This is a genomic window from Nocardia sputi, assembly GCF_023501985.1.
The window spans coordinates 113,944-127,345 of the sequence record NZ_JAMFLC010000002.1; the positions used below are offsets into that span (position 1 = coordinate 113,944).

Sequence of the window (13,402 nt, forward strand, 5' to 3'; positions counted from 1 at the left end):
GATAGTTCTAGTTCCCGAAAGGCCCTGTGCGTGACTACCCTCTTCCGGCGCTTCCCCGCCCTCTCCTGGCACCGCCCGCTGATGCTGCTCGCCGTCGCGATGGCACTCCTGGTCGTGTGGTCGATCGCGGGCATCGTCGTCGATGACCGCACCCTGACCGGGCTGCCGATTTGGGCCAAATCCGCGAAATTCGCCCTTTCGGTGTTGATCTACGCCGTGACGTGGGCGTGGTTGATCGCCCAGCTCACTCGCTGGCGCCGCGTCGCCTGGTGGGCCGGGACGGTCGCGGCGCTCGGCCTGGCGGTGGAGTTGCTGGTCATCACCACCCAGATCGTGCGGGGCACGACCAGCCACTTCAATTTCACGACGCCGTTGAACGCGGCGCTGTGGGAGATCATGGGCTCCTCGATCGTGGTCGTCTGGGTGGCCACACTGATCGCGTCCGCGGCGGTGTTCGTCGACCCGGCGAGCGACCCCGCCCGCAACGCGGCGATCCGCTACGGCGCCGTCCTGTCGCTCGCGGGCGCCGCACTAGGGATGTTGATGGTCGGACCGACACCCGAGCAACGAGCAGCGGGCAGCTCGATCAGCGGCGCCCATACCGTCGGGCTTCCCGACGGCGGGCCGGGGTTGCCCATACTCGGCTGGAGTACCGCCGGAGGCGACCTGCGCATCCCGCATTTCCTCGGGATGCATGCGTTGCAGGTCATTCCGCTGGTTCTGCTCGCCGTCGAGTACGGCTCACGCCGCATTCCGGTTCTGCGATCGGCGGATACCAGGCGAAGGCTCGTCACGGTCGCGGCGGCGACCTACGCCGCGCTGCTCGCGGTGCTGACCTGGCAAGCGTTGCGCGGACAGTCGGTGGTCCATCCCGACGCGGCGACTCTTCTCGCCTTCGCCGTCATCACTCTCGCCGCAATCGTGTCCACAGCCATGGCGGTGCGCTCGAAAGCCGTTGTGGTGAACAGACTTCCCGCAGGAGCGAGCCGATGACGGAATCGCTCTTCGACATCACCTTCTGGTTGGCGGCGCCGTTCTGGGCACTGATGGTCCTGGCGCCGACGTGGCGGCGGACCGGTGCGATCGTCGCGTCACCGCTCATCTGCCTCCCGCCCCTGATCGTCTACGCGGCACTGATCGTGCCCGAGTTCGGCTCGTTCGCCGAGGCGTTGATCAACCCGAATCTGCCTGGGCTGCAAACCGTTCTCGGTGAAAGCTCCGGGGCCGCGGCGGCATGGGCGCACTTCGTGGCCTTCGATTTGTTCCTCGGACGCTGGATCTTCCTGGACAGCCGCGCCCGCGGACGCACACCGCTGCTGATCAGCCCGCTGCTCGTGCTCACCATCCTGTTCGCGCCGATCGGCGTCCTGATCTACCTGCTCATCCGACTCACCACCACACCGGCGCCCGGCCGGACCGTCCCCACGGAGGCATGATGGAAACACTCCTCGTTCTGCTGACCAGCCTGCTCGTGCTGCGTGCGGCAGGCGCCCTCGGCGCACGCCGATTCGCCGCGTGGCCCACCTGCGGCGCCTACGCCCTCGGCGTGATGCTGATCATGACCGGCACAACGCATTTCCTGCCGGAGTCGTTCGCGGACTCCCCCGCCCCGACCCATGCCGATCTCCTCCCGATGGTGCCGCCGTTCGTACCGTTCCCCGGCGCGATGATCTACCTGACCGGCGTTTTGGAACTGCTCGGTGCCGTGGGCCTGTTCCTCACACGCACGCGCCGGCCCGCAGGGCTGGGACTGGCTGCCTTGTTCGTCGTGATGCTGCCCGCCAACATCTACGTAGCCGTCAGCGACGTCCCGTTCAACGGCGCGCCCGCGACGCCACTGTGGGCGCGTATCCCGGAGCAGGTGCTGTACATCGGCGTTGCCCTGTGGGCGGCCGGGGTGCTGAAACTCCCCCGCCGAGGAGGCCGTGGCCTCGACTTCCAGGCGAATAGGGTCGGCGACCGCACGACAGCCTGAGGCATTCGCATCCATCCCATACGGTATGGTATGTTCGGCCTCGAGGGTCGAGGAGGTCGGATGAGCAAGCGGGATTGGCTCGACGCCGGGTTGGCGGTGCTGGCCGAGGACGGGGCGCGGGCGCTCACCGTGGAGCGTTTGTGCGCCGACCTCGGCCTCACGAAAGGGTCGTTCTACCACCATTTCCGGGGCATGTCCGGGTACAAGACCGACCTGCTCGAACACTTCGAATCCGTGTACACCGGCCGGTATATCACCGAAACCGAGGCAGGCGACGCCCCCGCACGCGACAAGCTCGCCCGGCTGACGGACCTCGTACTCGCAGATCAGGACGCGGACAACGCAGTGGAGATCGCCATGCGCTCCTGGGCGATGCAGGACCCGGAGGTGTACCGGCTCCAGCAGCGCGTGGACCGGAGGCGGGTCGAATACCTCGAGTCACTGTTGCGCGATCTTCACGAGAACAACGAGGAGATCGAACCGTTGGCGCGCCTGCTCTACCTCGCACTCGTCGGGGCCCAGCAGGTGATTCCACCACTTCCCGCGAAAGAGATCGCCGATATCTATGCCTTGGTGCTGCGCCTGGCGATCCGGAAGGAGAACTGATGCCCGCCCTCGGCCCCTGGGTGCACCGACTGCTCTTCGCGACGGCGGCGATCCACTTCGTGTACGCGTTCATCCAGCCCAACGACTGGTCCGGCATCGCGTCCGAAGGATTCCTGGCGGCGGCCTCCGACACCGGCGATCCCGCCTATTTCGCGCGCGATGCCAGCGTGTGGTTCATGATGTGTGGAATCGCGCTGTTGGCCATCGGCGCGCTCACCCGCAACGCGCTCAGCGCTACCGGCCGCGTACCCGGCCACGTCGGCTGGTACCTGGTCGCGATCGGAATCCCGCTGGCCGTCATCTATTTTCCCGTCACCGGCGGCTGGCTGATACTGGCCGTCGCCGCGGTAGCCCTTGCCGCCGCCTACCGCGTGGACCAGCCGGAACGGTGAGACGCCTTCCACCGAAACAGACTGGTTCCGTGACGTTTTCGCGTAGTCTGCGGTGAGATCCGTACCGGCTTGTGGAGTACGGCGGACCGGGGTGGGTACACCGAAATCGTGAGTGCTTCTAGGTGTTTGGGCGCGCTCGTCAGCGTGCTGGCGACCGCGGTAGCGGTGTCCCTCTTTTCCGTTCAACCTGCCGAAGCCGAGCCCGGGCGGGCCCGCGTCGTCGGGGAAATTCCGCTCGGAGGCTCGGTTTCGCAGATCGATGTCTACTCGCCGTCGATGGATCGGGTGGTCCCCAATCGGGTGATCCGCGCCGCGGGTGGCGGCCCCGCGCCCACGCTGTATCTGCTCACCGGCATCGGCGGTGGGGTCGACGGGATCTCGTGGTGGGACGACACGGACGTTCGTACGTTCTTCGCCGACAAGCGCGTCAATGTGGTGATGCCGGTCGGCGGGGCCTACAGCATGTACACCGACTGGCTCGCCGACGATCCGGCGGTGGGGCGAAACCGATGGCAGACCTACCTCACCCGGGAGCTTCCCGGAACCCTCGACTCCGAACTGGATACGAACGGACGAAACGCGATCGCCGGGGTGTCGATGAGCGCCGCTTCGGCCGTCGACCTCGCGATTCAGGCGCCCGAGGTGTACGAGGCCGTGGCGGCCTACAGCGGGTGCCCTTGGGCCGCTGACGCCGCCGGCGCCGCGATGGTCAGCGCGCAGGTCATCCGCGGCGGGGGCAACCCGGCGAACATGTGGGGATCGCCGGGCGACGCGGTCTGGCGGGCGCACGACGCTTTCGCCAACGCGGGCGCTCTGGCCGGGAAAACCATCTACTTGTCCGCCGCCTCCGGCACTCCGGGGGCGATAGATCGAGGAGGGCTGCCCTTCCCGCCGATCGAGGCGATCGCGAGTTCGTGCACGGCGGCCTTCGCCGACCGTCTCACCGAGCTCGGGCTACCGGCGATCCATGTCAACCGCCCGGAGGGCTCGCACACCTGGGGGCAGTTCGAGGCGGACCTGCACGATTCCTGGCCCCACCTGGCCCGCGCCCTCGGGGCGTGAGCAGCGGCTCCCGACCGCGCGCTCATCCTGCACGACGCACGGCCGGGCTCGCAGCCGCCGCGCGGGCCCGGCCGTGGCGACGAGCGCAGGCCACCAGCGCATGCGTGGATAGGGCACGATGTCCTGTCCCCAGCGAACCGGACCAGCGCATCCGTGCGCTGATGGCGGGCTCGGGTTCCGCGCACACTGTCGCCCGACCGCGCGGTGGCCTCCCGGCGTGGTGTCGGAGCTCACCGACGGGGGTGGGACTCATTCGTCTCGTCGTTCAGGACATCGGCGGCCGCATCGGCCTCGGAAACCGGGACCCGCAGCACCAGAACCGTGAGCAGGCAACCGACCAGCGCCAGTAAGGCCGCGGCGGCGAAGCCCGCGCGGACGCCATCGACGGAGGAGCCGTTCGCTTTTTCGGTCACCGTCTGCGCGAGCAGGAGCACGGCCGTGACGCCGATCCCGGCTCCGACCCGCTGCGCGGTGTTGACGACACCGGCGGCGATGCCCCGATCCGTCTCGTCCACCGCCGTGACGGCCGGGACGGTGACGCCGACGAACGCGGCAGGCAAACCGACGCCGAACACGATGGCCCCGGGCAGCACGTCGACGAGGTAAGAGGCGTGTTCGGGCAACCGCGCGAACCAAGCCAGCGCCGCGGCCTGCAACGCCATTCCGGCGGCCAGCACACCCTGGGGGCCGAGCTTCGCCAGCGCGAACGGGATGAGGGTGCGGGAGACGACGATGTTGACCACCGCGACCGGCAACACCGCCAGCCCCGACGCCGTCGGACTGTAGCCCTGGGTGTTCTGCAGATACAGCGCGAGCAGGGCGAACGCGGGCACGTGCGCCGCGCCGACGAGAGCGTTCACCGCTGCCGAACCGCTCACCTGACGAATCGCGAACAGCCGCAGCGGCATCAGCGGGTGCGAGCTGCGCAGCTCGATGACCAGGAAGCCGACGAAAAGGGCGGCACCCACTCCGAGCAGCGCGGAAGCGAGCAGCCGGAGGCCCGGATCGCCCCACGCGCCGATCGAGTATCCGATGATCAGCAGCGCGCCCGTTCCGGTGAGCGCGCCCGGCACATCGAGTCGTCCCGCCTCGGCCGTGCTGGCGGGGTCCGCGGGCAGCTTGCGCAACAACGCCAGCGCGAGCAGTCCGATCGGCAGGTTGATCAGGAAGATCGACGGCCAACCGAAGACGTCGGTCAGCGGACCGCCCACCGCGGTGCCGATCGCCGCGCCCGCGGCGCCCATCGCGCTCCAGACTCCGAAGGCCCGGCGCCGCGCCGCTGGATCGGTGAACGCCGTGGCCAGCAGCGCCAGTTGCGCCGGGATCACGACGGCCGCACCGATGCCCTGCAGGGCACGCGCGGCGATCAGCAACCACGCCGTGCCCGCGAATCCGGCCAGCGCGGAGGCGACAGTGAAGACCGCCAGCCCGGCCCCGAACATGCGGCGCGGTCCGTACAGGTCCGCCGCGCGGCCCCCCAGCAGCATGAACCCGCCGAACGCGAGCAGATAGGCGTTGGTCACCCAGCCCAAACCGGCTTCACCCAGGCCGAAGTGCCTCCCGATCTCCGGAAGCGCCACGTTCAGCACCGTCGTATCGAGGAAGATCACCAACTCGACAACCGTAATCACCAGCAGCCGCCATCGTCCCAACCCGCCCATCACGCATCCTTTCACTAGAGCATCGATCTAGCGAAATAGTTCACTAGTGCTGAACTCCAGTCAAGTAGGATGTCCTCCATGTCGAAGAACACCGGAGTGCGCGCGGCCAAGACCTCGGCCAACCGGGCGCGCATGCTGGGCGCGGCGCGGGAGTTGTTCACCACCCGCGGTTACACGGCGACCACCATGAAGGCCATCGCCGAAGAAGCTGGGATGGCCGTGCAGACCCTGTACTTCACCTTCGCCACCAAGCGCGCGATCCTCGCGGAGTTGCTCGACGTCGAGATCGCGGGCGACACCGAGCCGGTCGCCACGCTCGACCGGCCGTGGTTCGCCGAGGCGGTCGCCGCGCCACCGCTCGAGCAGATCCGGCTCCAAGTGGCGGCCGCGGGCGCGATCCTGGCCCGGGTCACCCCCTTGCTGGAGGCCGTTCGCTCGGCCGCCGCGACCGATCCGGAACTGGCCGAACTGTGGCAGACCAACATCGCCCAACGCCACCTCGTGCAGCACCGCCTCGGTGCGGCGCTGGCCGCCAAAACCCCGCTGCGCGAAGGGATCGACCCCGACCGCGCCGCCGACATCGCCTTGGTGGTCCTCGCGCCCGAGACCTACCACCTCCTCGTCCACGAACGCGGCTGGACCAGCCAGGAGTGGCAGGACTGGGCCGCCGGCGCCCTGATTCGTCAGCTACTGCCCTGACCAGGTGTCGTGACCATCAGCGGCACAACGTATCCGATGATCCCCGCGCTCGTGGGCATCACCGCGAGCGATGGTGCCGCCGATGACGGCGCAGCGCCCGGCGACGACCACGACCGCGGCCCCGCACCGTGTGACGGTCGTTGCTGTGGCACGTCCGGCTCGAGGCGGACCCGGCTCACCGGTGGCTACGCGACCGCGCGCTGGAGGTGCCGGTTACCTACCGAACCACGAGACCCGAGCGAGACCGGTGCGGATGTCAGCGGTGAGGCGTGACCCCGCCTCGACCACCGGAGCGACCGTCACAAACCCTCGTCGGCGGGATAGCGGGCGGCGAGCCCGGACCGGTCGCCGAGCCCGAAGTTCATGACGAGATCGTCGGCGACCTGAACCAGCACGTCGCGCCCCTCGACCGCGGACGCCCATTCCCTCGGCAATCCGGAGACCCCGTGGACGGCGCCGATCAGATTGCCTGCCACCGCACCCGTGGAATCGGAATCGCCGGAATGGTTCACCGACAGCAGCAACGCCGCGCGCACATCACCGGTCCTGGCCGCGTGCAGGGCGCAATACACCGCGATGGCCAGGCATTCCTCCGCGACCCACCCTTCGCCGACCCGCTCGACCTGTTCGGCGGAGACCCCCTCCTCGGACAACTCCACAGCTCGCGTCAGGGCCGCCACCGTCTCGGCGCTCGCGGGGAAAGTCGTGAGCTGAGCGATCGTCTGCCGTACGGCGATCGACAGCTCGACACCGCTCACCACACGATCGATCAGTGCGGCGAACGCCCCCGCCGCGAGGTATCCCGTCGGATGCCCGTGGGTCAATTGAGCGGCCCGCGCGGCCGTGGTGAAAGCAAGGTCGGACCCCATACCGGCCAGACCGATCGGCGCGGACCGCATCACGGTGCCGCAGCCTTTCGAATGCGGGTTCACCGGCCCGCTCTCCCCGAACGGGTTCGGTGCGACGAACCCCCGTGACTGCTGCCCGAGCCCGGACATGCACGCGTTCCCGGGCGCGCGCGCCGCGTACAGAAAGGGAAGGCTCGCCAGCCACCCGTCGACGTGGGGCGCGGGCACCTCTTGCCGCTGCGTCTGCCACCAGCGCAGATATGCTCGGCGCAACGCCGGCAGCGGATCAGCGCCGGGCGCGGACCGCAAAAGCCCCTCAGCGGTGAACAACGTCATCTGCGTGTCGTCGGTGATCTGCTGCGCCGCGTCCTGGACATGCTGCGGCAGAAAGCCCGTCACGCCGTGATCGCCATACCGCTGCCGAATCTGCTCCAGCCGCAGGAATTCGATGGGCCACCCCAGCGCGTCACCCACCGCTCCACCCAGCAGTGACCCCCGGACCCGATCGAAGACCATCGTGTAATCCACCACGAGACAACATCATCACGCATCCGGCCCGCGGTCCACCACAGTGGCGGTACCGGTGCCCCCACTCAGCCCCCCGGCCACTCTGCTGCGTTCACTCTCGAACGCTCACCGAATCCGCGTTCTTCAGCCGACGTGCCGCGAAGATCCGCCGACCGATCACGCCTTGACGCGGCGCGAACAGATACACGGCCGTGAAGACCATCCCTTGGACGACGACAACCATGCCGCCGGGAGCCGTGTCGAGGTGGTAACTCAGGTACAGGCCCGCCACCGCACAGGTCACCGAGATGGCGGGGGCGATGAGCAACATCCGGCCGAAGCGGTCGGTGAGCAGGTAGGCCGTCGCGCCCGGGATGATGAGCATGGCGACCACGAGGACGACGCCGACCGCTTGCAGGGCGACAACGGCGGTGAGGGCCAGCAATCCGAGCAGTGCCGTGCCGAGCAACCGCGGACTGAGGCCGATGGCGTGCGCGTGCGTGGGGTCGAAGGCGTAGAGAGTGAAGTCGCGACGTTTGAGAATCAGCGCGCCGAGGGTGATCGCGGCGAGGATCACCACCTGCACCAGTTCACCGCGGCTGACGCCGAGCAGGTTGCCGAACACGATGTGGTTGAGATCGGTCTGACTGGGCGTCACCGAGACCAGCACCAAGCCGAAGGCGAACAGTGTGGTGAAGACGATGCCGATGGCGGCGTCCTCCTTGATCCGGCTGGTGTCCCGGACCACGCCGATCAGCGCCACCGCCAGGAATCCGAACACGATCGCGCCCACCGCGAACGGCAGCCCGACGATGTAGGCCAGCACCACACCGGGCAGCACCGCGTGCGAGACGGCGTCTCCCATCAACGACCACCCGATCAGCACCAGCCAGCACGACAGCACCGCGCACACCAGCGCCGCGGTCACGGTGGTGGCCAGTGCGCGCACCATGAACTCGTAGCGCAGGGGATCGATGAAAATTTCGGTCAAGCTCATATATCTGTCCCCACACTCGGCCGGGGCTCACACCCGGTTCATCACGTCCAGGCCGAACGCCCTGGCCAGGTTCTCCGGCCGCAGGACCGCGTCGAGATCGCCCTGGGCGAGCACGGTGCGCATCAGCAGCACCGCCTCGTCTGCGAGGCCGGGCAAGGCGTGCAGGTCGTGCGTCGACACCAGGATCGTGGCGCCGTCGCCGGCGAGCTGCCGCAGCAGTGCGGTGATCGTGGCCTCCGAACGCTTGTCGACGCCCGCGAACGGTTCGTCGAGCAGCAGGACGGTCGCGCCTTGGGCCAGCCCGCGCGCAACGAAGGCGCGCTTCTTCTGTCCGCCGGACAACTGCCCGATCTGCCGGTCGGCGAGGTCGGTCAGTTCCACGCGTTCCAGTGCGTGCGCGACCGCTTCCCGATCCGCCTCACGCGGACGCCTGGTGAAACCGAGTCGGCCGTAGCGGCCGGTCATCACCACGTCTCGGACCGAAAGCGGGAAGCTCCAGTCGACGTCCTCGCTCTGCGGGACATAGCCGAGGATGCCCGCGCGCCGCGCCGCGACGGGCGCGCCGCCGTTGATCCGAACCGTTCCCCGGTCGGGGTGAGCCAGGCCCATGATCGTCTTGAACAACGTCGACTTGCCGGAACCGTTCATCCCGATGAGACCGCAGACCCGCCCCGCGTTCACGGTCAGATCGACGTCCTCGAGCGCGGGCACCTCGCCGTAGTGGACGCTGACGCCACGCACCTCGATCACCGGCCCGCTCATGGACGGCGACCCGTCAGTGCGGAGCCGATTGTCTGCGCGTCGTGGCGGATCAACGCCAGGTAGGTCGGGACCGGGCCGTCGGCTTCCGACAGCGAATCGACGTACAGCACCCCTCCGAACGCCGCGCCGGTGGCCTCGACCACGCGGCGCATCGGCGCGTCCGACACCGTGGACTCGCAGAACACCGCGGGCACCCGCTGCTGCCGGACGAAGTCGATGGCCGACGCGATCTGCTGGGGCGTGGCCTGCTGCTCGGCATTGACCGCCCAGATGTACTTCTCGGTGAGGCCGGCATCGCGGGCCAGATAGGAGAACGCGCCCTCGCAAGTCACCAAGGCCCGCTCGTTCGGCGGCAGCGCGTTCAAGGTACCGGTGAGTTCGTCGTGCACCTTGCGCAGCTCGGACTTGTACCGCTCCCCGTTGGAACGGAAATCGGCGGCATGGCCGGGAGAGAGATCGCTGAACGCCCGCACCATGTTGTCGACGTAGATCTGCGCGTTCTGCGGTGACATCCACGCGTGCGGGTTCGGTTTGCCCTGGTAGGCGTCCTCGCGGATCGGCAACGGGGCGACACCCTCGCTGACCACGACATGCGGCACCCGCAAGTCGGAGACGAACTGGGCGAACCACGCCTCCAGGTTCAAGCCGTTGTCCAGGATGAGGTCCGCCTTGGCCGCCTTCTTGATGTCACCCGGCGTCGGCTCGTAGCCGTGGATCTCCGCACCCGCCTTGGTGATCGACTCCACGGTCAGGTGCTCGCCCGCCACGTTCCTGGCGATATCCGCGAGCACCGTGAACGTCGTGAGCACCACCGGCCGATCGTTGGGTCCGGCGCCGCTCTCGGCGCAGGCGGTGAGCGTGAATGCCAGCGCGCCCACGGCTATCGCCGCCATCCATCGGCGTGGAGACAGGGCGAGCAGCGGGTGGAGCCGAACCTTCATACAAGGAGATGATAAGTTCGCTTACCCTAACTTTCAAGTTAGAGTCGCTGAAACGAAGAGCCGCTCGTCGCTTCGGACCGCCGGAACAGCCGTCCCGCGAACTACAGCACCGGCAGGGGCGCCGACTCCGGGAAAACGACCGGGAGGGCGGTCAGCGCTCGATGGAACGGACCCGGACGCCAGATCAGCTCGTTCACCGGGACGGCGAGCCGCATCTCCGGCAGGGCGTCGAGCAGTTGGTCGATGGCGTCCTGGGCGATCAGGTAGGCCAGTGAACTCGCCGGACACACGTGCGGCCCGCCGCCGAACGCCAAATGCGCCCGATTGCCCGCGTACTGGTCGGTTCTGATCGCCGGGTCGGTGTTGCAGGCGGCCATGCTGATCACCACCGGCTGGTGGGCGGGCAGCCAGACGTCATCGATCAGCACCGGCTGCTTCGGGAAGCTGAAGCAGAAGTTCGCCATCGGCGGATCGTTGAACAGCACCTCGTCCAGAGCGTCCCGGGTCGACAGGCTCCCGCCCAGCACACTGCCGCCGAAGCGCTCGTCGGTGAGGATCAGCAGCAAGGTGTTGACGATCAAATTCTGCTGAGGCTCGATACCCGCGCCGTACAGGGTCCCCAGCTGGTGCACCATCTCGGTGTCGCTCAACCCCGCCGAGTGCCGCAGCATGCGCGTCGTGATGTCGTTGCCGGGTTCGGCCCGTTTCAGCAGCGTCAACTCCCCCAGCGAATCGATGAGCATCTTGTTCCCGCGCTCCGCCTCGACACCCTCGAAGATCGCGGCCATACCGGTCGCGGCGCGCTGCGCGATCTCGGCCGGACACCCCAGCAAGGCGTTCAGCACCGCGAAGGCGAGTGGAAAGGCGTACTGGCGCACCACATCCGCGGCCCCGTCCGCGCAGAACGAGTTGATCAGCGGAATGGCCAGCTGCGCGACGGTGTCGCGCAGGCCGTACAGGTCGACCTTCTCCAGCCCCGCGACGTTGGCCTGCCGATAGCGGGCATGCTCGGCTCCGGCATTCCGCAAAGCGTTCGGCCGCCACTGCATCATCGGCAACACCGGGCAGTCCGCGGCGATGTTCTGCTGCCAAGCGCGCGGGTCGGCCGGGAAGTGGTCCGGGTCGTTCATGATCCGCACCGCGGCGTGATAACCGATCACCAAGGTGGCCGGTACGCCCGGCGCCAGTTCCACCGGCGCCAACGATCCGTATCGCGCACGCATCTCGCGATAGGCGCTGTGCGGGTCCGCAGCGAATTCCGTTGCGAAAAGCGGAATCCGCGGGCCGTCGGTATCGATCGGCGAACCATGCGTCGCGCGGCTGTGCGCAGAGGACGGGGACATCGTCATCGGAGGAGCTCCAGGCGGTCGGACAACAAGATCCGTGAGCCTAGGCAGCTTGCCGGGCGTCCGCACCGGAAATGCCTCGAGATGACCGAGCGCGGCAATTTGCTATAGAATTGCCCAAGATTCGACGCGTAGACCTGATCGAAGGCGAATCGCACCCGCTGTGCCGAGTGCGCCGATCGAGCGCGGGTACCACGGCGGCCGTGCGGAACTTCGACACGAGGACGGCACGCCATGACAGACGTCGACTTTTGCGTAATCGGCGGCGGTTTCGCGGGATTGACGGCCGCGCTGCGGCTGAAACAAGCGGGCCGATCGGTCGCGCTGCTGGAAGCACGGGACCGGCTGGGCGGACGCACCTTCACCGAAGTGCGCGACGACGGTTCGTGGATCGATCGCGGCGGCGCCTGGATCGGGCCGGGTCAGGACCGGGTCCAGGCTCTGATGACCGAGTTCGGGGTAGCGAGTTACAAGCAGTACACCGACGGCTCGGCCCTGATGGTGGTCGACGGCAAGCAGCACCGCTATACGGGCACGATCCCGTGGACCATGAGCCCGTGGGCGGCCATGAACCTCGGCGCGGTATTCCTCGAGCTCGGACATATGTGCAAGTCGGTTCCGCTGGAAGCGCCGTGGGCGGCGAAGAAGGCCGACAAGTGGGATCAGGTCAGCCTGGCGCATTGGCTGGAGAACAATGTCCTGTCCAAGCCCGCCCACGATTTGCTCGAGACCGCCATAGCGGGCTGCTACACCTCGGCGGCTACGGAGGTGTCGTTGCTTTTCGTGCTGTACCAGATGGCTTCGGGGGGCGGACCCGACTTCGTTCTGGGCGTGAAGGACGGAGCGCAGGACGCGCGGCCGGTCGGGGGCATGGGCGCCGTCTACGGGCCGATGGCCGCCGAACTCGGCGATTCGATCCATCTCTCGCAACCGGTCCGATGCATCCATCAGGATGCCGAGGGGGTGACGGTCCGCGCAGCCCAGGTGACCATGCGCGCCCGGCGCGCGATCGTGGCCGTCCCCTTGGCGATCGCCGACCAGATCGCGTACAAACCGATGTTGCCCGTCGATCGCTGGTTCCTCCATCAACGTATGCCGAGCGGCTCGATCATCAAGATCTCCGTCGTGTACGAGGAACCGTTCTGGCGAGCCGACGGGCTGTCGGGGCAGTCGGCCGCGCCGAGTTCGCCTGCGACGATCACCATCGATGCGTGCACCGACACCGGGCGGCCCGGTGTCCTGTGCGTCATCGTCGAAGGGCCCATCGCACGGCAGTTGGGCCGGCTCGATGACGCGGAACGCAAGAGCGCGATCCTCGGCGCACTCGTCGAACGGTTCGGCCGGAAAGCCGGCTCACCCGTCGACTTCGTCGAGCAGAACTGGAGCGTCGAGCGTTACTCCGGCGGCGGCATGCTCAGCCATGCCCCGACCGGCGTGCTCACCCAGTTCGGCCACGCCCTGCGCGAGCCGTGCGGTCGCATCCATTGGGCGGGCACCGAGAGTTCCGCGGTCATGTGCGGCTGGATCGACGGAGCCATCCGCTCGGGTGAACGCGCGGCCAGCGAAGTACTGGAGCACGAGACCGCCGCGGTGGGCTGACGAGGGG

General features: G+C 68.1%; 14 protein-coding genes. 8 read left to right on the forward strand and 6 right to left on the reverse strand.

Going from position 1 to position 13,402, the window contains the following annotated elements; all coding sequences use genetic code 11:
• Window positions 1-30: 30 nt before the first annotated feature.
• The 6 genes from M8859_RS03050 to M8859_RS03075 all read left to right on the forward strand — a co-directional run bounded on the left by M8859_RS03050 (window position 31) and on the right by M8859_RS03075 (window position 4,035).
• Window positions 31-993 (forward strand): hypothetical protein, encoded by a 963-nt coding sequence (locus M8859_RS03050; protein WP_236565295.1) that lies wholly within the window; start codon window positions 31-33, stop codon window positions 991-993.
• A complete protein-coding gene (locus M8859_RS03055; protein ID WP_159921113.1) occupies window positions 990-1,436 on the forward strand; it encodes an ABA4-like family protein in 447 nt (148 codons plus the stop codon). Before M8859_RS03050 ends, M8859_RS03055 begins: the two co-directional genes overlap by 4 nt.
• Window positions 1,433-1,975 carry a DoxX family protein gene (locus M8859_RS03060; RefSeq protein WP_249643722.1) on the forward strand — a complete coding sequence of 181 codons (543 nt, stop codon included), beginning with the start codon at window positions 1,433-1,435 and terminating at the stop codon, window positions 1,973-1,975. Before M8859_RS03055 ends, M8859_RS03060 begins: the two co-directional genes overlap by 4 nt.
• A 60-nt stretch (window positions 1,976-2,035) precedes the next feature.
• On the forward strand, window positions 2,036-2,581 hold the full coding sequence (locus M8859_RS03065) for a TetR/AcrR family transcriptional regulator (protein WP_159921111.1): 546 nt from the start codon (window positions 2,036-2,038) through the stop codon (window positions 2,579-2,581).
• Window positions 2,581-2,973 (forward strand): DUF6463 family protein, encoded by a 393-nt coding sequence (locus M8859_RS03070; RefSeq protein WP_195138952.1) that lies wholly within the window; start codon window positions 2,581-2,583, stop codon window positions 2,971-2,973. The genes M8859_RS03065 and M8859_RS03070 overlap by 1 nt, the downstream gene beginning before the upstream one ends.
• Window positions 2,974-3,081: 108 nt before the next feature.
• Window positions 3,082-4,035: an alpha/beta hydrolase gene (locus tag M8859_RS03075; RefSeq protein ID WP_223521472.1), complete on the forward strand. Its 954-nt coding sequence runs from the start codon at window positions 3,082-3,084 to the stop codon at window positions 4,033-4,035.
• Window positions 4,036-4,265: 230 nt separating this feature from the next.
• Here the strand turns inward: M8859_RS03075 and M8859_RS03080 are convergent, their stop codons facing one another.
• On the reverse strand, window positions 4,266-5,696 hold the full coding sequence (locus M8859_RS03080) for an MFS transporter (RefSeq protein ID WP_159921107.1): 1,431 nt from the start codon (window positions 5,694-5,696) through the stop codon (window positions 4,266-4,268).
• Between the two features lie 78 nt (window positions 5,697-5,774).
• On the opposite strand from M8859_RS03080, the gene M8859_RS03085 reads away from it, so the two are divergent.
• On the forward strand, window positions 5,775-6,395 hold the full coding sequence (locus tag M8859_RS03085; RefSeq protein ID WP_195138950.1) for a TetR/AcrR family transcriptional regulator: 621 nt from the start codon (window positions 5,775-5,777) through the stop codon (window positions 6,393-6,395).
• A 299-nt stretch (window positions 6,396-6,694) separates the two neighbouring features.
• Here the strand turns inward: M8859_RS03085 and M8859_RS03090 are convergent, their stop codons facing one another.
• The 5 genes from M8859_RS03090 to M8859_RS03110 form a co-directional block, all read right to left on the reverse strand.
• Entirely contained in the window at window positions 6,695-7,774 is a 1,080-nt protein-coding gene (locus M8859_RS03090; protein WP_159921103.1) for an ADP-ribosylglycohydrolase family protein, read from the reverse strand.
• An 88-nt stretch (window positions 7,775-7,862) separates the two neighbouring features.
• On the reverse strand, window positions 7,863-8,747 hold the full coding sequence (locus M8859_RS03095; RefSeq protein ID WP_159921101.1) for a metal ABC transporter permease: 885 nt from the start codon (window positions 8,745-8,747) through the stop codon (window positions 7,863-7,865).
• A 27-nt stretch (window positions 8,748-8,774) separates the two neighbouring features.
• On the reverse strand, window positions 8,775-9,509 hold the full coding sequence (locus M8859_RS03100) for a metal ABC transporter ATP-binding protein (protein ID WP_159921099.1): 735 nt from the start codon (window positions 9,507-9,509) through the stop codon (window positions 8,775-8,777).
• Window positions 9,506-10,450, reverse strand: coding sequence for a metal ABC transporter substrate-binding protein (locus tag M8859_RS03105; protein WP_321209499.1), 945 nt, complete (start codon window positions 10,448-10,450; stop codon window positions 9,506-9,508). Before M8859_RS03105 ends, M8859_RS03100 begins: the two co-directional genes overlap by 4 nt.
• A 101-nt stretch (window positions 10,451-10,551) precedes the next feature.
• Entirely contained in the window at window positions 10,552-11,799 is a 1,248-nt protein-coding gene (locus M8859_RS03110; RefSeq protein ID WP_195069369.1) for a cytochrome P450, read from the reverse strand.
• Between the two features lie 231 nt (window positions 11,800-12,030).
• Between M8859_RS03110 and M8859_RS03115 the strand changes: the two genes are divergently transcribed.
• Complete coding sequence (locus M8859_RS03115) at window positions 12,031-13,395, forward strand: flavin monoamine oxidase family protein (protein ID WP_249643723.1); 1,365 nt, start codon at window positions 12,031-12,033, stop codon at window positions 13,393-13,395.
• Window positions 13,396-13,402 lie beyond the last annotated feature (7 nt).

Bases quoted from the DNA above. Each gene is read 5' to 3' on its own strand.
- M8859_RS03055 (WP_159921113.1), top strand. From the start codon at position 990: ATGACGGAATCGCTCTTCGACATCACCTTCTGGTTGGCGGCGCCGTTC.
- M8859_RS03060 (WP_249643722.1), top strand. From the start codon at position 1,433: ATGATGGAAACACTCCTCGTTCTGCTGACCAGCCTGCTCGTGCTGCGT.
- M8859_RS03065 (WP_159921111.1), top strand. From the start codon at position 2,036: ATGAGCAAGCGGGATTGGCTCGACGCCGGGTTGGCGGTGCTGGCCGAG.
- M8859_RS03070 (WP_195138952.1), top strand. From the start codon at position 2,581: ATGCCCGCCCTCGGCCCCTGGGTGCACCGACTGCTCTTCGCGACGGCG.
- M8859_RS03080 (WP_159921107.1), bottom strand. From the start codon at position 5,696: ATGGGCGGGTTGGGACGATGGCGGCTGCTGGTGATTACGGTTGTCGAG.
- M8859_RS03085 (WP_195138950.1), top strand. From the start codon at position 5,775: ATGTCGAAGAACACCGGAGTGCGCGCGGCCAAGACCTCGGCCAACCGG.
- M8859_RS03095 (WP_159921101.1), bottom strand. From the start codon at position 8,747: ATGAGCTTGACCGAAATTTTCATCGATCCCCTGCGCTACGAGTTCATG.
- M8859_RS03100 (WP_159921099.1), bottom strand. From the start codon at position 9,509: ATGAGCGGGCCGGTGATCGAGGTGCGTGGCGTCAGCGTCCACTACGGC.
- M8859_RS03105 (WP_321209499.1), bottom strand. From the start codon at position 10,450: ATGAAGGTTCGGCTCCACCCGCTGCTCGCCCTGTCTCCACGCCGATGG.
- M8859_RS03110 (WP_195069369.1), bottom strand. From the start codon at position 11,799: ATGACGATGTCCCCGTCCTCTGCGCACAGCCGCGCGACGCATGGTTCG.
- M8859_RS03115 (WP_249643723.1), top strand. From the start codon at position 12,031: ATGACAGACGTCGACTTTTGCGTAATCGGCGGCGGTTTCGCGGGATTG.